We start from the raw sequence: 21,703 nt of genomic DNA, 5'->3' as shown, positions 1-21,703 counted from the left end.
TGCATCGCCGTCCCCCAGGATCGCGTGGAGCCCGTCCTGGGGAGCATGCTCGGCGGCCTCCGGCCCGACATCGTGTTCACCTCACAGGAAGGCTCGGCGCGGCTTGCCGCACAGACCCGGCCTTCGGCCCTGGTGGCGGGCCTGCTGCACTCTGTGTCCGCCACCGGGCTCGGAGTTCTCGCCGGCCGCCCCCACTACGGTCTCGCCGTGTCGGAGTTCGTCCGGCAGCGTGCGCCCCGCACGGACGGAACCCGCCTCGCCGTGCTCTACCCGCCGTTCGCGCCGCCCGTGCCGGGACCGGACTCGGACCGCGCAGCTTCGGTACTCATGGTCAACCCGATCCCCGCCAAGGGATCCGCCCTGCTGCACCAGCTCATCCAACTCATGCCCGAACAGCACTTCACCCTGGTCGAAGGCTGGTGGAACACCGCCGCAGACTTCGCCGCCTACCCGAACGTGACCTTCGTGCCCCGCGTCTACGACAATGGGTCCGCTCTACCGCAGCCACCGCCTCCTGCTGGTGCCTTCCACGGTGGACGACGCCTTCCCCCGAGTGATCATCGAAGCGGCCTTGCACGGCGTGGCGACCATTGGCACCGACCGGGGCGGCATCCCCGAGGCCATTGGCGGCGCCGGGATCGTCCTGCCCCACACTGTCGGGCCCGAGACGTGGGCGCGGGCGATCCGCGAGGCCGACCACCAAGCCCTCGGCGCGCAGGCCCGGCAGCGGGCGGCACAGCTCACTCGGCTGTGCCTACCCGAACTGCAGGCCTTCGGGATCTACGCGGCCTCGGCGAACGCTTCCTCCACAAGGCCGAGCCGGTCCGTCCACCAGTGAAGAAGGGCCTCATCGGCGGTGAACAGGTCATCGCAGGAGTGGTCATGCCGGTCGTAGTGGAACTCAAGCTGCCAGAAATCCGTCATCCGCTTCCACCACAGCCGGCGGACACCATCGGTCAGCGCGGCCGACTCCAGCGGGATCACCGACCGGTAGCCGCCTACGAAAGCCGACACCCGGCCAAGATCGAACACGCCGTCCACGCCGAACTGCACCTGCGCCGTGCGCACGACTTCCTCGGCGTAAGGGCGGACACCGAGCCGGTCCCAGTCCAGGACGGCGGCAAGCTCGCCGCCCTCCCACAGCAGATTCCGGAACTGGAAGTCACCGTGCGTCCAGCCGTGCGGCCCCGCCGGGGTGTCGCCTTCGGGGCGCAGGTGAGCGTGCTTGTCGAGCAGGACCCGGCGCTGTTCCAGGGCATCTCCCGCGACGGCGTCGAAGCCGTCGCTGGCACCCTTAGCGCGCACGGCCGCCACGAGCCGGTCAGCCTTCTGCAGGGCCCGCTCCGGGGCGGTCACGTCGGCGGTGACCGCCTCGGGCACGGCGGGCAGCACGGTGCCGTCGGCGGCGCGCCCGAGCGTCACATGGAGGCGGGCAAGGTGCTCGCCGAGCGCGGCCACCTGCGACAGCGGGAGGTCGATTCCGCGGACGTGCGCCCCGGCCGACCACGGGAACAGGCAGTACCCGTCGCCGCCGATCTCGGCGACGGTGTCACCCGAAGCGGTGGTGACCGGGGCACACACGGGAATGCCGTCGGCGGAGAGGGAGGAGAGGACGGCGAGGTTGCGACGCAGCCGGTCAAGCGGCACGTCCGTGACCCGCTTCAGCGCGAACGGCCCGGCAGGAGTGTCCACCCGCCAGTTCACATTCATCAGGCCATCGGCCAGGTGGCGCCGGTCCAGCACGTCGCCGAGATCGAAGGCGCTGATCAGCTCGGCAAGATCATCGGTGGGGATGTGCGTCCTGTCCGTCACAGTCGCGTCAGTCACTCCGGCGACGATACGCGAGCCAGGTACCCGAATGCACAAGGATCACCACAGTCGTCGCAAGCACTCCCACGGCCGTCCTCCTGACCGGCTGCCCGCATCCGGAAACGACCGCGGCCCCTGTCCCGGCATCTGGGTCAGGGGCCGCAGTCGCGGCATGGTTACTGCCCGTCGGGCCGCGCGCCGGCGAGACAGTCCGCCAGAGCAGGCGCGAGCCACACGACGAAGGGCCGGTTGCACGGGGTGATCGCGACTTCAACGCCCTCGCCTACGTCATGGCCGGGCGCGGCAGCGTCGGCAGCGACCGGCGGCCGGTCCACACCGGGCAGACGGCGGTCTTCGGCGAAGGCGGCTCGCTGACGGTCCGGGCGGACGAGTCCCAGGACTCCAACGCCCCGGACCTGGAGATCATCCTCCTCGGCGGCCGTCCGATCCGGGAGCCGATGGCGCACTACGGCCCGTTCGTCATGAACAGCAAGCACGAACTCCAGCAGGCCTTCGACGACTTCCAGGCGGGTCGGCTGGGCACCATCCCGACCACCGCCCGGACCGGCCTGGGCCACCGGGGCACGGGCGAGGCGGACGACTGACCGGGCCGGACGACTGACCGCGGGGAACGGCCCGGACGGCTGACCCGCCCGGAACCGGCCGGCCGGACCGCCGGGAGCGGTCCCGCTATGCGGGGCCCACGGGCCCGGGTGCCGTGCCGGCGGCGTACCGGGTCCGGAGCTCCGAGACCACGCCGAAGGCGGCCGCGGTCAGCGGGACCGCGAGGAGCATCCCGAGGATCCCGGCGACGCTCGCCCCGGCCGTGATGGCCAGCATGACCACGGCCGGGTGCATCTGCACCGTGCGGCTCTGCACCACGGGCTGGAGCACGTACCCCTCGATCATCTGGACCAGCAGCACCAGGCCGAGCGCCCACAGGCCGATCGCCCAGCCCCGGTCGGCGAGGGCGACGAGGACCGCCACGGCGCCCGAGAGGATGGCGCCGAGGTAGGGGATGTAGGCCGTCACGAACACCAGGGCGGCCAGGCCCAGCGCGCCCGGCACCCGGAGCACGAGCAGGCCCGCCCCGATCAGTACGCCGTCGACGAGCGCGACGAAGCTGGTCCCGCGCATGAAGCCCTCGACGGCCTCGAAGGCGCGCCGCCCCATTGCCTCCATGAGGTCGCCCGAGCGGCTGGGCACCAGCGCGCGCAGCGTTCCGACCGCCCGGTCGGAGTCGCGGAGGAAGAAGAAGATCAGCACCAGTGCCAGCAGGGCCGTCGCGATCACCGTCCCCACCACGCTGAGTCCGGCGACCACGCCCGACGCGGCCGTACCGCCGAACTTGGCGAGCAGGTCCTTGGAGTTCTTCGCGACGTCCTCCAGCGAAGTGCCGAGCGCCCCGAAGTGCTCCGCGAGGGATTCGCCGGCCCGGCGGAGCGAGTCGACGATCTGGTCGCCGGTCTCGATGAGCGCGAGGACGACGATGTACGAGGCCCCGCCGACGACGGCGACGACGGCGAGGCAGGTGAGGGCCGCGGCGAGCGAGCGGTTGACCCTGAGGCGGACCAGCCGCCGGTGCATCGGCCCGAGCAGGGCCGTGCCGAGCACGGCGAGCAGCACGGGCGTGACGACCGTCCGGAAGACGGTGCACAGCCAGACCACGACGGCCAGCACCGCGGTGACGAGGAGGACGACGGCGCACCAGGCGGCGAGTCGCCGCACGGTCTCGGGCAGCAGGGGAGTGGGCGCAGGGGGCACGCCACTCATCCAACCACTCCCGGCCTCCGGCGGGCCGGCAGTCGCTCCTCGGGTCCCCCGGTGCGACGGCCGGTATACGGGCCGACGGCCGGTGCTACGGCCCGTACATGACGCCAGGTCAGTCCGAGTCCGGGGTCAGTCAGTCCGAGTCCGGCTTGGACTGCTCGTGGAGCTCGAACCAGATCGACTTGCCCTCGCCGCGCGGGTCCACGCCCCAGCTGTCCGCCAGCATCTCCATCAGGAGGACACCGCGGCCGCTGGAGGCCATCTCGCCCGGGTGCCGCTTGTGCGGAAGCTCGTCGCTGGAGTCCGCGACCTCGACGCGCAGCCGCCGGCCGCCCAGCTCGCCCACCGCCTCGGCCACGAGCAGCGCGTCCCCGTCGGTGTGCATGAGTACGTTCGTCACCATCTCGGAGACCATCAGCTCGGCCGAGTCCACCTGCTCCTCGTCGGCCCAGTCGTGCAGCAGCTCCCGGATCTGCCTCCGGGCGCCCGCGATGCGTTCCGGCTCGGCCTGGGCCACGGTCAGCATCGTGCGCCGGGCGGGCCGGGCCGGGTGCGGCAGCCGGGTTCCGCACCCGCAGCCCTCGCCCTCGCGGCAGAGCAGGACCACCGCTATGTCGTCCTCGCGGCGGTCGGCCAGCGGCCCGGTGGTGTGGTGCGAGGAGGGCCCGTGCACGGCCTGGACCAGCAGATCGGCCAGTTTCTCCAGGCTCTCGGTGTCGTGCGTCTCGGACTCCAGGATCGCGCGCAGCCGCGCCCAGCCGGTGTCGAGGTCGTGGCCGCCGGTCTCGATGAGGCCGTCGGTGCACAGCATCATCGTTTCGCCGGGTTCGAGAGTGAAGCGGGTGGTGGGGTAGTCAGGGTCCGGGATGATGCCGAGCGGGAGGCCGCCCGCTGTGGGGCGCATCAGTACCGTGCCGTCGGTCATGCGGATCGCGGGGTCGGGATGGCCCGCGCGGGCCACCTCCAGCATTCCGGTTTCCGGGTCGCATTCCACGTAGAGGCAGGTGGCGAAGCGGGGGCTCTGGAAGTCCGACGCGGGATCCTCGTCCGGGTCCCCGTACGCGTCCGGCCCGTCCAGCGGGGAGCAGAGCCCGGCGAGGAAGCGGGAGGCCCGGGAGAGCACGGCGTCCGGCCGGTGGCCCTCGGAGGCGTAGGCCCGCACGGCGATCCGGAGCTGGCCCATCAGGCCCGCCGCCCGTACGTCGTGGCCCTGGACGTCCCCGATGACCAGCGCGAACCGGCCGGACGGCAGCGGGATCATGTCGTACCAGTCGCCGCCGACCTGGAGCCCGCCGCCGGTGGGGACGTACCGCGCGGCGATGGTCATGCCCGGGATCCGGGGGCCGAGCTGGGGCATCATCGACCGTTGCAGGCCGGTGGTGAGTTCCCGCTCGGATTCGGCCACGCCGGCGCGCTGGAGCGCCTGGGCGAGCATCCGGGCCACCGTGGTCAGCACGGACCGCTCATCGGGGGAGAAGGACACCGGGTGCTTGAAAGCGGCCATCCAGGCGCCCATGGTCCGCCCGGCCACGATCAGGGGCAGGAAGGCCCAGGAGACCCGGCCGAAGCGCTGGGCGAGAGGCCAGGTGGCGGGGAACCGCCGCTTGTACTCCTCCGGGGTGGGGAGGTAGATCGCCCGGCCGGTACGGACGACCTCCGCGGCCGGGTAGTCGGTGTCGAGCCGCATGTCCGCGAAGGGTCCCTCGTCCCCGGGGTCGTGCCCGTGGTGCCCGGTGATCGACAGCCGGTCCCCGGCCACCCCGAAGACGGCCAGCCCGTCGGGGCTGAAGCCGGGCATGGACAGCGAGGCCGCCACCCGCAGCACCTCGGCGGTGGACCGGGCCTCCGCGAGCGCCCGCCCCGCGTCCAGCAGGAAGGCCTCGCGGGAGCGCCGCCAGTCGCCGGTGATCGGGGTGTGCAGGGCGGTGGTGCCCGGCTGGGGCTCGGCGATCTCCTGGATGGTGCCGATCAGCTCGTAGTCGAGGCGGCCGTCGGTGCCGCGGTTCTCCAGGGGTTTGGAGCGGCTGCGTACGATCCGCAGCACCCGGCCGTTGTCGTCCATGATCCGCAGGCGGGCCTCGGCGAGGGTGCCCTCGGCGACGGCGAGGGCGACGATGCCGTTGATCTCGTTCCAGTCCACCGGGTGGAACCGGGACCGTACCGCGACCTCGGGCAGGATCACGGGCTCGGCGGGCAGCCCGAGCAGCCGGGCGGCCTCGCTGTCGAGGGTGACCGTCCCGGAGGCGTTGTCCCATCGCCACAGGCCTGTCGCGATGGCGGCCAGGACGTCCTCGGTGCGCACCCGGTCATCTTTACAGGTCATACCCGAATCCGGCCTGTTCGCGGGGTGCCCGGGGCACGCCCGCGCGGTCCCCGTCCCGGACGGTAACCTTGGGAGGGTTGAATCCACCCCTGGTATCGCGAAGAACTGGATGACTGATGCATCGGTACAGGTCCCACACGTGCGGCGAGCTCCGAGCCTCTGACGTCAACGCCGACGTCCGGCTGAGCGGCTGGCTGCACAACCGTCGAGACCTGGGCGGCATCCTCTTCATCGATCTGCGTGACCACTACGGCATCACGCAGCTCGTCGCCCGTCCCGGCACCGCCGCGAACGAGGCCCTGAGCAGCGTCACCAAGGAGACCGTCGTCCGGATCGACGGCAAGGTCGTCTCCCGTGGCGCCGACAACGTCAACCCGGAGCTGCCCACCGGCGAGATCGAGATCGAGGTCTCCGAGGTCGAGGTGCTCGGCGCGGCCGCCCCGCTGCCCTTCACGATCAACACCGAGGACGGTGTGAACGAGGAGCGCCGCCTGGAGTACCGCTTCCTCGACCTGCGCCGCGAGCGCATGCACCGCAACATCATGCTGCGCTCGGCCGTCATCGCGGCCATCCGGCACAAGATGGTGGCCCTCGGCTTCAACGAGATGGCGACCCCGATCCTCACCGCGACCTCCCCCGAGGGCGCGCGTGACTTCGTCGTCCCGTCCCGTCTGAACCCGGGCAGGTTCTACGCCCTGCCGCAGGCGCCGCAGCAGTTCAAGCAGCTGCTGATGATCTCCGGCTTCGACCGGTACTTCCAGATCGCGCCCTGCTTCCGCGACGAGGACGCCCGCGCCGACCGTTCGCCGGGCGAGTTCTACCAGCTCGACGTCGAGATGTCCTTCGTCGAGCAGGAGGACGTCTTCCAGCCGATCGAGCGCCTGATGACCGAGCTCTTCACCGAGTTCGGCGGCGGCCGCGCGGTCACCTCCCCGTTCCCGCGGATCCCGTTCCGCGAGTCGATGATGAAGTACGGCAACGACAAGCCCGACCTGCGGGCGAAGCTGGAGCTCGTCGACATCACGGATGTCTTCGAGGGCTCCGAGTTCAAGGCGTTCGCCGGCAAGCACGTGCGCGCCCTGGCAGTCCCGGACACCGCCGCACAGCCGCGCAAGTTCTTCGACGGGCTGGGCGAGTACGCGATCTCGCTGGGCGCGAAGGGCCTGGCCTGGGTCCGCGTCGGCGAGGACGGTTCGCTGACCGGCCCGATCGCCAAGTTCCTCACCGAGGAGAACGTCAAGGTCCTCACCGAGCGTCTGGGCCTGACGGCCGGGCACGCGGTGTTCTTCGGCGCCGGTGAGTTCGACGAGGTCTCCAAGATCATGTCGGGCGTGCGCGTCGAGGCTGCCAAGCGGGCCGGGCAGTTCGAGGAGAACGTGTTCCGCTTCTGCTGGATCGTCGACTTCCCGATGTACGAGAAGGACGAGGAGACCGGCAAGATCGACTTCTCGCACAACCCCTTCTCCATGCCGCAGGGCGGGATGAGGGACCTGGAGGAGAAGGACCCGCTGGACATCCTGGCGTGGCAGTACGACATCGTCTGCAACGGCATCGAGCTGTCCTCCGGCGCCATCCGCAACCACGAGCCCGAGGTCATGCTGAAGGCCTTCGAGATCGCCGGTTACGAGGCCGAGACGGTCGAGCGCGAGTTCGCCGGCATGCTGCGCGCGTTCCGCCTCGGCGCCCCGCCGCACGGCGGCATCGCCCCGGGCGTGGACCGCATCGTGATGCTGCTGGCGGACGAGCCGAACATCCGCGAGACCATCGCCTTCCCGCTGAACGGCAACGCCCAGGACCTGATGATGGGCGCGCCGACGGTGCTGGAGGAGTCCCGCCTGCGCGAGCTGAACATCGCGCTGCGCAAGCCGGTGGAGACGAAGCCGGCGGAGGCCAAGCCGGTCGCCGAGGCCGTCCACCCGGACGCTGCGCGGTAACTCGTACGAGGTGTGACGAAGGGCCCGGGATCTGCGTTCTGCGATCCCGGGCCCTTCGTGTGTCCGGAGCCGGAGTCCGGCTACGGCTCCGGCTCCGGACTAGAACCGTTCCAGGATGCCCTTGAGGAGGGCGGCGGAGGTCAGTTCGCGGGGGGCCGGGCCGGCGTGGAAGAACCCGGCGTTCTCGGCGTCCAGCTTGCGCAGGAAGTCGAAGGCCTTGGCGTCGTGGTCACCGAAGGCGACGAACTGCCAGTGGATGTCGTGGGCGGCGGCATCGGCCAGTGCCTGCTTGGCGGGCTGGCGGTTGTCGGGGGCGCCGTCGGTCTGGAACACGACCAGGGCGGGGCCCTCGCCACCGTCCTTCTGGTACCGGGCCACGACCTCTTCGATCGCCCGGTGGTAGCTGGTCCGGCCCATGTGGCCGAGCTCGGCGTGGCGGGTCTCGACCCAGGCGTCGTCGTGACTGTCGAGGCTCAGGTCGGCGGTGCCGTCCACGTCCGTGGAGAAGAACACGGTGTGCACGGTCGCGTCGCCGTCGAGGTGCGCGGCGAGGGCGAGGGCGTGGTCGGCGAGGTACTGGGCACTGCCGTCCTTGTAGAACCCGCGCATGGAGCCGGACCGGTCCAGCACGAGGTACACCTTGGCGCGCGCTCCGGCCCTCTTCTGCCCCCGCAGCACCTGCCCGGCGGCCTTGTACGCCACGGCGACCCCAGGCGCCTGCCGCTTCACTGCCGCGAGTCCAACCGCGGCCCCTTCCGCCTCCGGCGCCGCTACGTCGGCCGGCTCGGCGTCCGCCTCCGGCGTGGCTGCGGCGGCCACGAGCTCCGGCTCGGCGTCCGCCTCCGGCGTGGCTGCGGCGGCCGGCTCGGCCTCCGCCTCGTCGGCGGCGTCCGCCTGCGGCGTGGCTACGTCGGCGGCCGGTTCGGCCTGAGCCTCCGGCTCGGTGGCGGCGTCGGGCTGCGTCTCGGTCGCGGTGGCGACGGGCTCGGCCGCTGCCGGCTCCGCCTCGGGCTCAGCCTGTGCGGTGTCGTCCGCCTCGGGCGCGGCCGCGTCGTCCTGCGCCTGCGGCGCGGTGTCGTCCCGGCCTTCGGCCGGCGCCGGTTCGGCCGCCGCCTGCGGCGTGGCTACGTCGGCCTCGGCGGCCGAGAGCTCGGCCTCCGTGGTGGTGTCCGGCTGCGTCTCGGTCGCGGTGGCGACGGGCTCGGCCGCTGCCGCCTCCGCCTCGGGCTCAGCCTGCGCGGTGTCGTTCGCCTCGGGCGTGACCGCCTGGGCCTGCGCCTGCGGTGCGGTGTCGTCCTGGGCTTCGGCCGGCGCCGGTTCGGCCGCGGCTTCCGCCTCGGCGGTGGTGTCCGCCTGCGGCGTGGCTACGTCGGCCTCGGCGGCCGGGAGCTCGGCCTCCGTGGTGGTGTCCGCCTGCGGCGCGGGCGCGGTGGCGAGGGGCTCCGCCCCTGCCTCCTCCTGCGCCTCCGGCGTGGCTGCATCGGCCTCGGCCTCGGCCTCAGCGGCCACGACCTCGACCTCGGCGGCCACGGGCTCCGTCTCGGTGGCGGGGGCCGCCTCCGGCTCGGGGGCCGGCTGCGGGGTGGCGGCGTTGGCCGGGGGTTCCGGGGTGCCGGTAGGGGGGGCCTCCAGGGTCTGGGTTGGCGCCGGAGGCGAGGGGCGGCGGGCTTCCGGGACTGTGGGGTCCGGGGCCGTTGCCGTGAGGAGGGTGCCGGGGTCGCGGTCGCGCGGGGCGGACTGCGAGGGCACCGTGGGGTTGTCGAAAGACGCCGCCACGAGTTCGTGGGCCGCCTCCAGTGGGGACGGGGTGCGTTCCGCCTGACTGGGAAGGGCCGCCGAAGAGGCGTCCGTAGTCTCCGGGAGCGGTTCCCCAGACCGTCCGAACACCTTGCGCAACAAGCTCCGAATACCCATGGGCCAGGCCTTTCGCATGAGTGCGTGCGTCATTTGTCCGTGCTGCGCGGTTGATCCCTGCCCAGAGTGGACACGTAAGGTTATCGGCCTCTCGGCTGGATCTTCGGCAGGGGCGCCTTTCGTGGCGTCCGCCGTCCGAACGGCCACAGGCGGCTTCTGAACTGCCGCTCCGACGTGCCGGGTTCATCCGGCGTTCATCCCGCCGCCGCCGCATCGGCGCAACCCGCGCCTAGCGTCACGGCTGGATTCGTTCCGACATGTTGTCGGCGCCCACGCAGCTACTCGGAGGACACTCGTGCGCAAGCTCCTGCCGCTCATCGGCAACCCGCATGGGGGCGGCCGTTCCGCCCTCACCTGCCGCTACCGCTGCGGTGACGCCTGCTTCCACGAAGTGCCCAACACCAGCGACAACGAGTACGTCGGCGACGTCATAGCCCGCGCCTACTCCCGCCGCTCCATGCTGCGCTCGGCTGCCGTCGTCACGGTTGCCTCCGCCGCCGGTACCGCCCTCACCCTCAGCGGCAACGGCTCCTCCGCCAACGCCACCCCCACCGCCGACACCCAGGGCAGCGGCGCCGGCGCCACCGCCAACGCCAACGCCGAGGGTGCCCGCGGCCTGCGCTTCAAGGCCGTCGCGCCGAACACCAACGACCAGGTCACCATCCCCGAGGGCCACGAGCAGAACGTGGTCATCCGCTGGGGCGACCCGATCGTCAAGGGCGCGCCCGCCTTCAACTCCGACAAGCAGACCGCCGCCGCCCAGGCCGGTCAGTTCGGCTACAACAACGACTTCCTGAGCCTTCTCCCGCTCGGCGGCGACTACGAGCGCCAGCAGCTGCTCGTGGCCAACCACGAGTACACGGACGAGAACCTCATGTTCAAGGCCTACGACCCGGCGAACCCGACCCGCGAGCAGGTCGAGATCGCCTGGGCCGCGCACGGTCTCGGCGTCGTCGTGGTCCAGGAGGACCACCGCAGCGGCAAGCTGACTGCCGTCAACCGTCACCAGCTCAACCGCCGCCTGACCGCCACCAGTGAGTTCAAGCTGACCGGCCCGGCCGCCGGCTCCGACCTGGTGAAGACCTCCGTCGACCGCACCGGCACCAAGGTGCTCGGTACCCTCAACAACTGCTCGGGCGGCACCACCCCGTGGGGCACCACCCTCCACGGCGAGGAGAACTTCAACCAGTACTTCGCCAACGCCGGCCAGGTCACCGACCCCGCCGAGGCCGCGCGCCTGAAGCGCTACGGCGTGACCGCCGGTGCCACCGAGCGCAAGTGGGAGCGGTTCGACAAGCGCTTCGACGTCGTGCAGGAGCCCAACGAGTCGCACCGCTTCGGCTGGGTCGTCGAGCTGGACCCGTACGACCCGAACTCCACCCCCCGCAAGCGCACCGCGCTCGGCCGCTTCAAGCACGAGGGCGCCCAGCCCCGCCTGACCGAGGACGGCCGCCCCGTCGTCTACATGGGCGACGACGAGCGTTTCGACTACTTCTACAAGTTCGTGTCGTCGAAGCAGATGAAGAAGGGCAAGTCGCGCGCGGCCAAGGAGCACAACCTCACGCTGCTCGACGAGGGCACGCTCTACGTCGCCAAGCTCACCGGTGACTCCCCGGCCGCCGAGATCGACGGCACCGGCAAGCTCCCCTCCGACGGCCAGTTCGACGGCTCCGGCGTCTGGATCAAGCTCGCCACCGCCTCGCCGGCCGGCAACGTCTCGCACGTCGAGGGCATGACCGCCGAGGAGGTGTTCGTCTTCACCCGCCAGGCCGGCGACAAGGTGGGCGCCACGAAGATGGACCGCCCCGAGGACATCGAGCCCTCGCCGCGCACCGGTCGTGTCTACGTCGCGCTGACGAACAACACCGACCGCGGCAAGCCCGGCAAGGCGGGCGCGGACGAGGCCAACCCGCGCAACCTGAACAAGCACGGCCAGATCCTGGAGCTCGCCGAGAACTTCGACGACCCGGCGGGCGACGGTTTCGCCTGGCGCCTCTTCCTGGTCGCCGGTGACCCCAACGACCAGTCCACCTACTTCGCGGGCTTCCCGAAGGACAAGGTCAGCCCGATCTCCTGCCCGGACAACGTGACCTTCGACCCGCACGGCAACCTGTGGATCTCCACGGACGGCAACCAGCTCGGCTCCCACGACGGCCTGTTCGGCGTCGCGACCGCGGGTGAGCGCCGCGGTGAGCTGAAGCAGTTCCTGACCGTCCCGCGCGGCGCCGAGACCTGTGGCCCGCTGGTCCAGGACAAGCGCGTCCTGGTCTCCGTCCAGCACCCGGGTGAGATCGACGGCGCATCGGTCGAGAAGCCGCAGTCGGTGTGGCCCGACGGACCCGGCAAGATCGTCCGCCCGGCGGTCGTGTCCGTCTGGCGCAAGGACGGCCGCAACATCGGTGTCTGAGCAGTCGCGTTGACCGCTTGAACCATCACGGCGGGGGGTGTTTCACTGGGGGCACCTCCCAGCGGTAGCTGGGGGAGAAACACTGCCCGCCGCTTGGTGTTTATCGGTCAAATGTCGTCCGGCAGCCGCCCGACCGGAAGTCGGAGCGTGGTCACCGCGCCCCCGTCCGGCGCGTTGGAGAAGCTCAGCGCGATCTCCAGGACCGCCGCCTGGCCCGCCACGATCGTCAGGCCCAGCCCGTGGCCGCGCCCGCGCCCAGGGTCTCCGGTGCGGAAGCGCTGCGGGCCCTGCTCGATCAGCTCGGGCGGGTAGCCGGGGCCGTGGTCGCGGACCATCACCACCGGGCCCTCCACGGTCACCTCGATCGGCGGCCCGCCGTGCTTGTCGGCGTTGACCAGCAGGTTGGTCAGGATCCGGTCCAGGCGCCGCCGGTCGGTGAGCACCAGGGCGTCGCGCACCACCCGGACCGTGGCGGCCACCCGGGTGCCCGCCACGGCCCGTTCCACCGCCCGCCCGAGCTCCACCCGGGCCAGGTCGGCCTGTTCGACGCCCGAGTCCAGCCGGGAGATCTCCAGCAGATCCTCGGTCAGCCGGTGCAGGGCCTTGAGCCGGTCGTTGATCATCTCTTTGGGCCGGCCCTCCGGCAGCAGCGCGGCAGCCGCCAGGGAACCGGTGAGCGGGGTGCGCAGCTCGTGCGCGACATCTGCCGTGAAGCGCTTCTCCGCCTCCAGCCGGTCCTGGAGCGACCCGGCCATCGAATCGAGGGCCTGCGCCACGTCCCGTACCTCGTCCCGGTAGCGGGGCCGCCGTGGGCCGTCGCCGTCCTCCGGGAAGCCCACCCGCGCGTCGAGGTCCCCGGCGCTGATCCGGCGGGCGACGGCGGCGGTGGTCGCGAGCCGCTTGCTGATCTGATTGGCCAGGAACAGGCCGGCCAACGCCACCACTCCGGCCGCCAGCGCCGCGGACGCCAGGATCGCGGTGTCGATGTCGCGCAGCCGGGCGCGCGTGTTCGCGTACGGGACCCAGACGGCGAGGGCGTGCTGATCGGCGGGTCCGGCGGCCCACATGACGGGCTTGCCGTCGTGCTCGCCGACCATGCTGCCGGTCAGTCCGCGCCCGACCAGCTTGCGCAGGGGGCCCGGGAGGTCGGGCGGGTCCAGCGCGAGGTTCACATCGCCGTGCGAGGTGCCGTACTGGTAGTGGCCGAGAGCGTGGTCCAGTTCCCCGTCGACGTCCTTGCGTACCGTGCTGACGATCTGCCCGGCTACGACGTTGTGGACGAGGATCCCGAGCGCCGCCGCGACCGCGCAGCACACCGCCGTGGTGGTCAGGGCGATCTTCCAGCGCAGACTGCTCATCACCCGCATGTCGTCACTCGTCGAGGGTGAGCTGGGAGAGGTTCATGATCCCGGCCTCCGGGTCCCACACGTAATCCGAGATGGAGAACATCGCGGGGTTCGAGGTGGGCTCGCGCACGGCCAGGTGCTCGGCCGCCACCTCCACGCCCTCCAGCACCCCGCGCCGGGCCAGTATCCGGACGATCCTGCCGTCGTCCCGGACGGTGTAGACGCGCAGCTCGCTGAGCCGCCCGTCGATGTCCACGGCGGTGATCAGCTCCTCCCTGCCGTTGCCGGTCACATCGCGCAGCACGGGGGGCCGCACCGGGCAGTCCGGACCGCCGTCCACAGTCTGTGTACAAAGTGCGAGCCGCTGGACGGCCCGGGGGTCCACCAGGCGGCCGGTCCCACCGTCCTGCGCGGTGGCGGACTTGATGTCGGCCCGTACGACGGCCAGCGCGTCCACGCCCCGCATGGACAGCCCCGGCACCTTGGGCAGCCCCGGGACCACGGCGGCCGTCCCCGGTTCCTGGCCCGGCGCGGCCGGATCGGGGTGGATGTCCTTCCACAGGGTCTGCGGTGCGTGCACCGTGCCCAGGTCCCCGTCGTCGCGCAGCCCCTCCACGTCGGCGCACCCGGCCGCGGCCGCCAGGACGGCGGCGAGCACCGGTACGGCCATGGTGCGCGGGCCGCACCGGAACAGGGGCCTCATGCACCCAGGCTCTCCCGCGCCGGGCCCGGGGGCCCGGGCACAGCGCCATTCGGGGGACGCGGACCTTCCCGGGCTCCGGGCTCGCGGCCCGAGTTCGGGGGCCCCGCAGCCCGGGGCCGGGTACCTCGGTCACGGGTCCGTGCCCGGGGTCTGTGCCCGGGCCCCCGGGCAGGGCACAGGCCGGCCCCGTGTCAGCCGGCCGGAGAGGCGATCGCGCGGGCCGCGGCGATCTCCTGCCGGACCGGGGCCAGGACGGAGCTCCCGTCCCCGTCCTCCGCGAGCGGGGTGCGGACCTCCACCGGGGTCCGGGTGCTGCGCACGCCCTCGGCCAGGCCGCGCAGCTCGGCGGTGATGGCCGCGACCTCCCCGGGCCCGGGTTCGTCTGCCCCGTGGTTGACTCTGACCCGCGCCGCGGTCGTCGCGTCCACGATCCGCTCGACGGCCACCACCAGCGGAAACCACGCCGCGGCCCGCTCACCCGTCGGCGGCGGCTCGGTCAGCGCCCGCTGGAACTCGCTGCGTACGCCCGACAGGTCGCGGTAGATCCGCCGGCGGGCCTGGAGCCGGGCGGTCCGCGCCGCCCGCAGCCCGGCCTCGGTGGCCGTGCCGGCGCCGTGCGGAGCACCGAAGGCCCGCTCCACGTAGCGGGCCGCGTCGTCGACGGCGTCGGCGAGCCGGTCCCCGATCCGGGTGTGCCAGCTCTCGGGCCACAGCAGATAGCCCGCGACCAGTGTGATCCCGCAGCCGATCAGGCTGTCCAGCAGCCGCGGCCGGATCAGGTCGAAGCCCTGGTGGTTGAGCAGGTCCGACAGCAGCAGGATCACCGGGGTGATCGCCGCGGTCTGGAAGGCGTACCCCTTGGCGGAGAACGCGGGGATCAGCGCGCCGAGGCACGCGATCACCGGCACGTCCCACCAGCCGCGCGGCACCTCGGAGAGCACCGCGGCCGCGATGACCAGCCCGCCCGCGGTGCCCAGCGCGCGCAGCACGGCCCGGGAGAACACCGAGCCGAAGTCGGGCTTGAGGACGAAGGTGACCGTCAGCGCGACCCAGTAGGACCGCTCGATCTCCACCACCGAGACCAGTGACTGTGCCAGCCCGATGCACAGGGCGAGCCGCAGCCCGTACCGCCAGGAGGCCCCGGACAGCATCATGTCGCGCACCGCACGCCCGGCCCGCACCCTTAGCGCCGCGGGACGGCCCAGCCGGTCGTCGACGTTGTAGGGGTCCGGCTCGGCCAGGTGCACGATGGTCGCCGCGTGCCGCAGGGCCGCGTCGATGGCCCGCTCGGACTGGCCGTGCGGCGCGGGCAGCGCGAGTACGGGCGTCCCGGTGCGGCCCTCCTCGATGGCCGCCGCCAGCTCGCGTACGGCCGCCGGAATCCCGGGCGGCAGCGGACGGCCCCGCAGGTGCGCGGCGGGAGCGGCCTCCACCAGCGGGATCACCACATTGAGCTGGGCCAGCATCCGCACCAGCGAGGGGTTGCGGCCGTGCACGCGGGCCCGGCGGCCCAGCAAGAGGTCGTAGGCGTGGTTCAGTGCCTGGGTGACCTGCCGGCGGCATTCCTCGTACGCCGGCCCCGGCCCGCCCGCGGCCTCCAGGGTGTCGGCGAGGGCCCGGTAGGTGGCCGCCACGGCGGCCCGCTCCGGCTGCCGCCCGCGAAACGGCCAGCCCAGCAGGGTCAGCAGGAGCACGAACAGCCCGCCCGCGCTGAGCAGCAGCGGAGCCGTCCACCAGGGCTGGGGCATTGGCAGCCCGGCGCCGACCACGGCGTTGAGCAGGAGCAGCAGTCCGGACACGGAGGCGACCGTGCCGATCGAGGAGATCATCCCGGAGACGAGGGCGATCAGGGTGAGGACGCCGACGGCGAGCCAGCCGTGCCCGAACACGAGGGTGCCCAGGGCGACCCCGACCGCTCCGAAGAGCTGGGGGACGGCGATGTTCAGGATCCGCATCCGGTAGGCGTCGGCGGTGTCGCCGATGACTCCGGACAGAGCGCCCATGGAGGCGAGCGCGCCGTACTCGGGCTCGTCGAGGGCGAAGCCGACGGCGAGCGGGACGGCCAGCGCGATGCCCGCCCGCGCCACGGCGGCCCAGGGGATGGGAGCGCTGCTCGGCCGCAGCCCCTTGAGCAGCCAGTCGGGCGGGGCCAGCGGATGGTGCCGGGGTCGCCCGGACGGTATGTGTTCGGTGCGTCGTTCGGTGGTCATTCCCGCTTCCGTGCCGCCGCTCGCGAATCGGTTCTTCTGGGGAGGTGTGCGCAGTTCCGGGGGAGTTCTGTGTTGTTGGGGGTATCGGGGGTGTTGGGGGTGTTGGGTACATTCCGAGCTTATGGGGTGCGGCGCAGCCGGCCCATCAGCCAGGCGGCCAGCGCGGCGGCGAGACCGATGGCGAGGACCACCCAGGCGGTGGTCCGCAGGAACGAGGTGAGGGCGTCGTACACCGCCTCGGCGGCGCGCCGGTCGATGTCGGCCGGCAGATCGTCCAGGGTCAGGCTGCGGCCGAAGGCCACCGCGCCCCACAGCAACAGGGCCCCGACGGCGAGCCCGAGACCGGTCGCCACCACGGCCCGGCGCCGCCGGACGGCGACGGCGATCGCCGCCGCGGCCAGCAACACGGTGAGGACGGGAAGCCAGACACCGGCGATCTGGAACATGCGGAAGACCTTCCGGAGGGCGCCCAGATTGTCGTACTCCATGACCTTCACCGAGAGGTGGGTCACCGGGATGCGGTCGGCGAAGGGGACCTCGTCGGCGACGAGGTCCGCCCTGACCTGTGCGATGACGGGCGCGAGATCGATGGTGACGGCGTCCCCGTCGCCGGTGGTGAGGGCTTCGAGGAAGGCGGCGTGGGTGGCGCGGTTGGCCGCGTCCCAGGCGGTGCGGTAGGCGGGGGTCCCGGCGAAGGAGTGCAGGGCCTCCCCGAGCAGGGAGTCCACCCCGCCCTGGAAGGGGCCCGCGTCGATCTGCCCGGAGAGCGCACGGGTGACCTGGCTTACGACGACGCCCTGCACGGCCGGGTTCCCGGCGAGCGGCGACATCGCGGCGGTGTAGCGGTCGGCGTTGCCCAGCTCGCGGTCGGCCCAGAACCCGATCGCGCTCGTGGGCACCAGCAGGGCCACGAGCGCGATGAGTACCGCCGACAGGAAGATGCGCACGTCACCAGGGAAAGCCGTGACGGTGCGGGGCGCGAGCGGTGTTGGTGCGGGCGGGTGGCACTGCCCTCCGGGTGGGCGGGTGGCACTGCCTCCGGCGTGTGACCTGTCCGGAAGGTTGATCCAGTTGCCGGTCGGGGACGGCGGGTGTGCCCTGGAGGATGGGAGAGAGGAGCCCGTCATGGCACATGCGGCACCCACCGCCCCCCGGCGGCACCGGCAGATGGCGGCGCCTGACATGAAGCACCTGAGCAGGAGCGCCTTCACGGGCCCCCTGCTCCTCGGACTCGTCTACGGAGTCTGGGCCGCCTTCATCAAGCGCCAGACGGGCCCGGTCGACGCGGGCAACGTCTTCTACGGAATCCTGTGCGGCTTCCTCTTCGCGGCCTGCCTGTTCGCCCTCGCCCGGGTCGGCCCCATGCTGGCGCGCGAGGCGCACGCCACCGCGTACGGGGTCTTCGCGGGCATCGCCGCCGGATACCTGCACAGCCTCACCAATCAATCCGTGCTCCGCGCCACCACCGTGGGCCTGGCGGTCGGCGTGGGCGTCGGGCTGCTCGCCTTCTACCGCTATTACACGCACGAGGACTGAGGTACTTCCCGCGCGAGGGCTGAGGTACCTCACGCACGGGGACTGAAGTCCCGCGCGGGACCCGCCCCCGCTCGGCCGGAGACTGTACGTCCGGCCGAGCGGGGGCGCCCTCTGCTCGCCTACTCGCCGCTCGTGCAGCCCTCGGCCGGATGTGGGGCGGGGTCTTCCGTCCGGGCGGCCTCGTCGGGCTCCACCTGGCGGGCCGGCGGGGTGAAGCGGGCGGCCTCGGCGCGGAGCATGGCGTTCAGGGCGGCGTACGGGTCGATGGGCATGGCGGAACCTCACGTGTTCGAGGGGGGTGTGGGAGGTACGCGCTGCAGCTCGGCCCGCTCAGCAGCGCAGGACCACACTCATCACCGTCCGCCCGGACGGCACCGGCCCGGCCGTCCCGTATGACACGGCACGCTCCGGCCCACCGGCATGTTTCACGTGAAACACCGCCCGCGGCAGCCGCCTTGGGCCCGGCACCCCGCGCACGGGCATCCGTACGGCGGCCCGTGCCTCAAGGTCCGCGGCCGGGTCGGACGGGCTCTCGCCGGGCTCGACCGGGGCCGTGGGGGCCGTGGCCGTGCGGGAGTCGGCGGCCGTCGCCGCGGCCGGGCCGGCGCCGAAGACGCAGAGCAGCACGACGCAGGCCACCGTCAGGGCCCTCGCCATCACCGCCCGTGCGTACCGCGCGCCGCTCATGCCCGCTCTGTGCCCCGCAGCACCGGGCGGCTCCCCGGCCAGGCCGCAGAAGCCCCCGACCGGGGGACGAAGACACCCCCCTCGGCTGACAGGGCGGGGCGGGCCGAGGGGGGTGCCGGGTGGGCGGGCCCGTCAGCCGGTGCGGTGGCGGCCGGTCAGCCGGGCCAGGACGACGGTCTCGCCGCTGATCAGCCGCAGCCGGGCCCGGCGTTGCCCCGGTCCGGCCCGGTCCGGCTCGTTGATGACCCCGGCGGGGGAGATCCGGTCCACGGTGAACACCGCCGTACGGTGATCCGCGCGCGCGATCTCGACGACGGCCCCCCGCCGCACCCCGGCGAGCCGCAGCCCGTTCCCGGCGACGACGGCGGTACCGGCCGCCCCCGGGGTCGGGGCGTCCGTGTCCCAGGAGACCCCGCCCCCGTCCGGCCGGTCTGCGGCCAGCGGTACGTCCACCCCCAGGCCCGGGATCCGCAACCGCAGCGGCCTCGCGGGCCGGAGGGGTGCGATACCGGCCCGCGCGGGCCGGGCCCCCTTGCCGGAGGCGTGCGAGCCGGCGTGTTCCAGCTGCCGGACCAGCCGCCGGTGGCCGGACAGGCCGAGGACCTGGGAGGGCAGTGCGTCGGCGGTGCTCGCCGCCACGGGCTCGGCGCCCTCGGAGCTCCGCAATATCCCTACGCCGGTGCAGAGCACAGTGACCGTCAGCACGCCTGCGACCCACTTGGCGCGGGGCATTGGTTTCCCTCCTGTCCGGCGCGGTCGGCCGGGTCCTGTGAGAGCAGTGGACAGGTCCTCTGCCCTTCCGCACATAGGGAAACACTGAAGACTGACGGCGCGTCACGGGTGTGTCGTGTCAGCGCGGGAGTGTCTTCGCAGATGGCGGCGGGTGCGGTGCCCCCGGCCGGGGGGATGGCGGGCGTACCGCCGAACGGGTGGTCCGCCCGCTGAGAGACCGCTGCGGGGCCCCGATGACCCCGGTGGCCCCGGTGGCGGCGGTGTCACACCACCACGACGGTGTCACACCACCACGACCGCCGCGCCCATCAGCACGGCGGCGAGGTGGATCGCCGGGTGTCCGTGGTCGCCGAACCAGAGGTGGCGGGCAAGGCCGCCGAGGGCGGCCAAGGCGGTGATGACGCCGATCTGGGCGACCAGGGTGACGGCGGTGAAAGGGGCCAGGAGCAGCAGCACGGAGTTCAGCCAGAACGGGGCAGCGCCCGTCCAGCCCCGCCACTCACAGATCGCGGTCTGCATGTACTCCCGGCCCTCTGTCGTCAACCCGTCGGCTGCACAGCCTCCTTGGTGGCGACACCCGGCACAAGGGCACGTTCGGCTAGATAACCGAAGGCCAGGCCGAAAGTCGTCCACAGCGCGGCCTGGATGGCCAGGGACGCGAGCCGGAACTGCCAGATCAGCGCGGCCGGGAAGTCCGCGGGGACCTCGTTGATGCCGGGCAGGAACGCGTACGAGACGCCGATCACCGCGATGAACGCGAGCGAGGCGACGACCGAGGCGTTCCAGTTGCCGAGCTTCGGCGCCAGGCGCCGGCCCAGGATCAGCGCGCCCGCGGCCAGCAGCGCGCTCAGGGCGATCATCAGCAGGTAGAGGATGGTCCGCCGGGTGGCCGTGTCGGGGTCGCCCACGGCCGGCGGGTTGGCGGGGTACTTGAAGAACGGCACCAGGGTCATGGTGACGAACAGACCCCCGGTGACCAGCGCGGCCGTGGCCCGGGGACCGAAGCGGCCGATCCGGCCCAGGGCGTAGCAGAAGACGAGCGCGGCGATGCCGCCGAGCGCGACGCCGTACAGCAGGACGCCGGTACCGAGGCCGGCCGTGGCCTGGAGGGCCCGGCTGACCGGGGCCTCCTCGCCGTGGTCGTGTCCTGCGGCGGCCGCCGCCTCCTCGATGGCGATCGCCGCGTCCACCTTGGCCTCACCCAGGAGGTACGCGACGAGGAACGCGGCCACGCCGGCCAGCAGACCGGCCAGCATGCCGCGCACCAACAGCACACGGGGGGAAATGGAGTTCACTTTTCAGGGTCCCTTGCGTGGATCGAAACCGAGATCAGTGGCAAGGGAAACCGAGCAGGTGACGGCCGTCGTGCAGCCACTCGTGGACGGTCTCGCCCTCGAAGACGGCGGTGGCGCCCTGCTCGATGCCGACGAAGTACAGCAGGACCAGCGTCACGACGGCGGCGAACACGGCCCAAGGGGCCAGTGCGGAAAGGGAAATCGGGGCAACGGCGGCGGGAGCCGTCGCGGTCACGGCGGACTGAGCCATGGCAGAACCTCCAGAGGGAACACGCGTCCCGGTCAGTGGTGCTCTTGACGAAGGTGGCGGGTCTGACTTACCTCCCCATGGTGGAGCGGGAGGATTCACAGTGGCGCGACCGTGCCGGATTCTCACCGGTACTTCCGTCATACCTTCGTCATTGTCGTCCGAGACCGTACCGCGCGCGTGGCCGGAACACCACGGCGTGTGGCCGCTGTCTCACGCGCTGGGCGTGCGCCCTACCCTCCTCTCATGCCTGTCGTACGCGTCCAACTGGTCACACCGGCCCTCGATCTAGCCGCCCGTCAGGGCCGTTTCGGCTCCGGGCAACCGTGCCCCGGACATGACGGACTGCGCGGTGCGGACACCGGCGCGTGGGCCGGCCGCACCCTGGACGAGGTGGCCGCCGAGGACCCGGCGGCGGTGGGGCGATGGCTCACGGATCCCTCGTACGCGCCCCCGGGCGGGGAGTCCCTGGACGCGTTGACCGCCCGCGTCGGCGCGCACCTGGCCGTCCTGGCCCCGGGTACGCACCGCGCGGTGGTCGAACAGGCCGTCGTCCGGGCGGCCGTGGTGCACGCCCTGGAGCTGCCCGCGGCGGCCTTCTGGCGGCTCGACGTACGCCCTGACACGGTGACGACCCTCACCGGGCGGTCCGGGCGGTGGAACCTCCTCGTGGGCCGGCCGCTGGAGCAGCAGAACGGCCCGGCCCCCGCGACGCGGTCCGGGCCGAGCTGATGTGACAGAAGTGGCGGCTAGGGGCTAGGGGCTAGGGGCTAGGAGCGTGGGTCGGTAT

Annotated in this window: 19 protein-coding genes and 1 pseudogene; 6 read left to right on the top strand and 14 right to left on the bottom strand. The window is 72.5% G+C overall.

All coding sequences use genetic code 11. From position 1 onward, the window contains the following. The first annotated feature begins 484 nt into the window (after positions 1–484). Positions 485–838, top strand: coding sequence for a glycosyltransferase (locus J7I97_RS38640; RefSeq protein WP_251059006.1), 354 nt, complete (start codon positions 485–487; stop codon positions 836–838). On the opposite strand, the gene J7I97_RS20285 is transcribed toward J7I97_RS38640, so the two are convergent. Beyond that, positions 781–1,827, bottom strand: coding sequence for a phosphotransferase (locus tag J7I97_RS20285; protein ID WP_374103678.1), 1,047 nt, complete (start codon positions 1,825–1,827; stop codon positions 781–783). The genes J7I97_RS38640 and J7I97_RS20285 overlap by 58 nt on opposite strands. Before the next feature lie 248 nt (positions 1,828–2,075). On the opposite strand from J7I97_RS20285, the pseudogene J7I97_RS20280 reads away from it, so the two are divergent. Next, positions 2,076–2,414: pseudogene (locus J7I97_RS20280) on the top strand (pirin-like C-terminal cupin domain-containing protein); the annotation flags it as partial. 85 nt (positions 2,415–2,499) lie between these two features. Here the strand turns inward: J7I97_RS20280 and J7I97_RS20275 are convergent. Both J7I97_RS20275 and J7I97_RS20270 read right to left on the bottom strand, forming a co-directional pair. Beyond that, entirely contained in the window at positions 2,500–3,582 is a 1,083-nt protein-coding gene (locus tag J7I97_RS20275) for an AI-2E family transporter (RefSeq protein ID WP_214936878.1), read from the bottom strand. Positions 3,583–3,712: 130 nt separating this feature from the next. After that, entirely contained in the window at positions 3,713–5,881 is a 2,169-nt protein-coding gene (locus J7I97_RS20270) for a SpoIIE family protein phosphatase (protein ID WP_214936916.1), read from the bottom strand. 137 nt (positions 5,882–6,018) lie between these two features. On the opposite strand from J7I97_RS20270, the gene aspS reads away from it, so the two are divergent. Further along, positions 6,019–7,836 (top strand): aspartate--tRNA ligase, encoded by a 1,818-nt coding sequence (gene aspS / locus J7I97_RS20265; protein ID WP_214936877.1) that lies wholly within the window; start codon positions 6,019–6,021, stop codon positions 7,834–7,836. 99 nt (positions 7,837–7,935) lie between these two features. Here aspS and J7I97_RS38635 read toward each other — a convergent pair whose 3' ends face one another. Then, the gene (locus tag J7I97_RS38635; RefSeq protein ID WP_308369386.1) at positions 7,936–9,585 is read right to left on the bottom strand and encodes a VWA domain-containing protein; all 1,650 of its coding nucleotides are present in this window, start codon (positions 9,583–9,585) and stop codon (positions 7,936–7,938) included. A gap of 460 nt (positions 9,586–10,045) precedes the next feature. Between J7I97_RS38635 and J7I97_RS20255 the strand changes: the two genes are divergently transcribed. After that, positions 10,046–12,157, top strand: coding sequence for a PhoX family phosphatase (locus J7I97_RS20255; protein WP_214936874.1), 2,112 nt, complete (start codon positions 10,046–10,048; stop codon positions 12,155–12,157). A gap of 107 nt (positions 12,158–12,264) precedes the next feature. Here J7I97_RS20255 and J7I97_RS20250 read toward each other — a convergent pair whose 3' ends face one another. From J7I97_RS20250 to J7I97_RS20235, 4 genes are all read right to left on the bottom strand, one after another. Continuing rightward, on the bottom strand, positions 12,265–13,515 hold the full coding sequence (locus tag J7I97_RS20250; RefSeq protein WP_374195500.1) for a sensor histidine kinase: 1,251 nt from the start codon (positions 13,513–13,515) through the stop codon (positions 12,265–12,267). 13 nt (positions 13,516–13,528) lie between these two features. Further along, the gene (locus tag J7I97_RS20245) at positions 13,529–14,206 is read right to left on the bottom strand and encodes a hypothetical protein (RefSeq protein ID WP_251059003.1); all 678 of its coding nucleotides are present in this window, start codon (positions 14,204–14,206) and stop codon (positions 13,529–13,531) included. A gap of 191 nt (positions 14,207–14,397) precedes the next feature. Beyond that, positions 14,398–16,416, bottom strand: a complete 2,019-nt coding sequence (locus J7I97_RS20240; protein ID WP_214936871.1) for an FUSC family protein — start codon at positions 16,414–16,416, stop codon at positions 14,398–14,400. Positions 16,417–16,535: 119 nt separating this feature from the next. Then, positions 16,536–17,363 carry a hypothetical protein gene (locus J7I97_RS20235; RefSeq protein WP_214936869.1) on the bottom strand — a complete coding sequence of 276 codons (828 nt, stop codon included), beginning with the start codon at positions 17,361–17,363 and terminating at the stop codon, positions 16,536–16,538. A 178-nt stretch (positions 17,364–17,541) separates the two neighbouring features. Here J7I97_RS20235 and J7I97_RS20230 point away from each other — a divergent pair, with 178 nt between their 5' ends. Beyond that, positions 17,542–17,952, top strand: a complete 411-nt coding sequence (locus J7I97_RS20230) for a hypothetical protein (protein WP_214936867.1) — start codon at positions 17,542–17,544, stop codon at positions 17,950–17,952. A gap of 119 nt (positions 17,953–18,071) precedes the next feature. Here the strand turns inward: J7I97_RS20230 and J7I97_RS20225 are convergent, their stop codons facing one another. The 6 genes from J7I97_RS20225 to J7I97_RS20200 form a co-directional block, all read right to left on the bottom strand. Beyond that, positions 18,072–18,224 carry a hypothetical protein gene (locus tag J7I97_RS20225; RefSeq protein WP_214936865.1) on the bottom strand — a complete coding sequence of 51 codons (153 nt, stop codon included), beginning with the start codon at positions 18,222–18,224 and terminating at the stop codon, positions 18,072–18,074. 58 nt (positions 18,225–18,282) lie between these two features. Continuing rightward, positions 18,283–18,639 (bottom strand): hypothetical protein, encoded by a 357-nt coding sequence (locus tag J7I97_RS20220; protein ID WP_214936863.1) that lies wholly within the window; start codon positions 18,637–18,639, stop codon positions 18,283–18,285. 132 nt (positions 18,640–18,771) lie between these two features. Next, entirely contained in the window at positions 18,772–19,371 is a 600-nt protein-coding gene (locus J7I97_RS20215; RefSeq protein ID WP_214936860.1) for a class F sortase, read from the bottom strand. Between the two features lie 282 nt (positions 19,372–19,653). Continuing rightward, on the bottom strand, positions 19,654–19,890 hold the full coding sequence (locus J7I97_RS20210; RefSeq protein ID WP_214936858.1) for a hypothetical protein: 237 nt from the start codon (positions 19,888–19,890) through the stop codon (positions 19,654–19,656). 20 nt (positions 19,891–19,910) lie between these two features. Then, positions 19,911–20,666, bottom strand: coding sequence for a CbtA family protein (locus tag J7I97_RS20205; protein ID WP_214936856.1), 756 nt, complete (start codon positions 20,664–20,666; stop codon positions 19,911–19,913). 34 nt (positions 20,667–20,700) lie between these two features. Further along, positions 20,701–20,916: a CbtB domain-containing protein gene (locus tag J7I97_RS20200; RefSeq protein WP_214936854.1), complete on the bottom strand. Its 216-nt coding sequence runs from the start codon at positions 20,914–20,916 to the stop codon at positions 20,701–20,703. Positions 20,917–21,159: 243 nt separating this feature from the next. Between J7I97_RS20200 and J7I97_RS20195 the strand changes: the two genes are divergently transcribed. Further along, positions 21,160–21,645 carry a histidine phosphatase family protein gene (locus tag J7I97_RS20195; protein ID WP_214936852.1) on the top strand — a complete coding sequence of 162 codons (486 nt, stop codon included), beginning with the start codon at positions 21,160–21,162 and terminating at the stop codon, positions 21,643–21,645. Positions 21,646–21,703: the final 58 nt, after the last annotated feature.

The sequence above is a fragment of the Streptomyces sp. ISL-87 genome, from assembly GCF_018614095.1.
Classification (GTDB): Bacteria; Actinomycetota; Actinomycetes; order Streptomycetales; family Streptomycetaceae; genus Streptomyces.
Note: the sequence above shows the minus strand (reverse complement) of the source record. Positions and strands in the feature narration are given on the sequence as shown.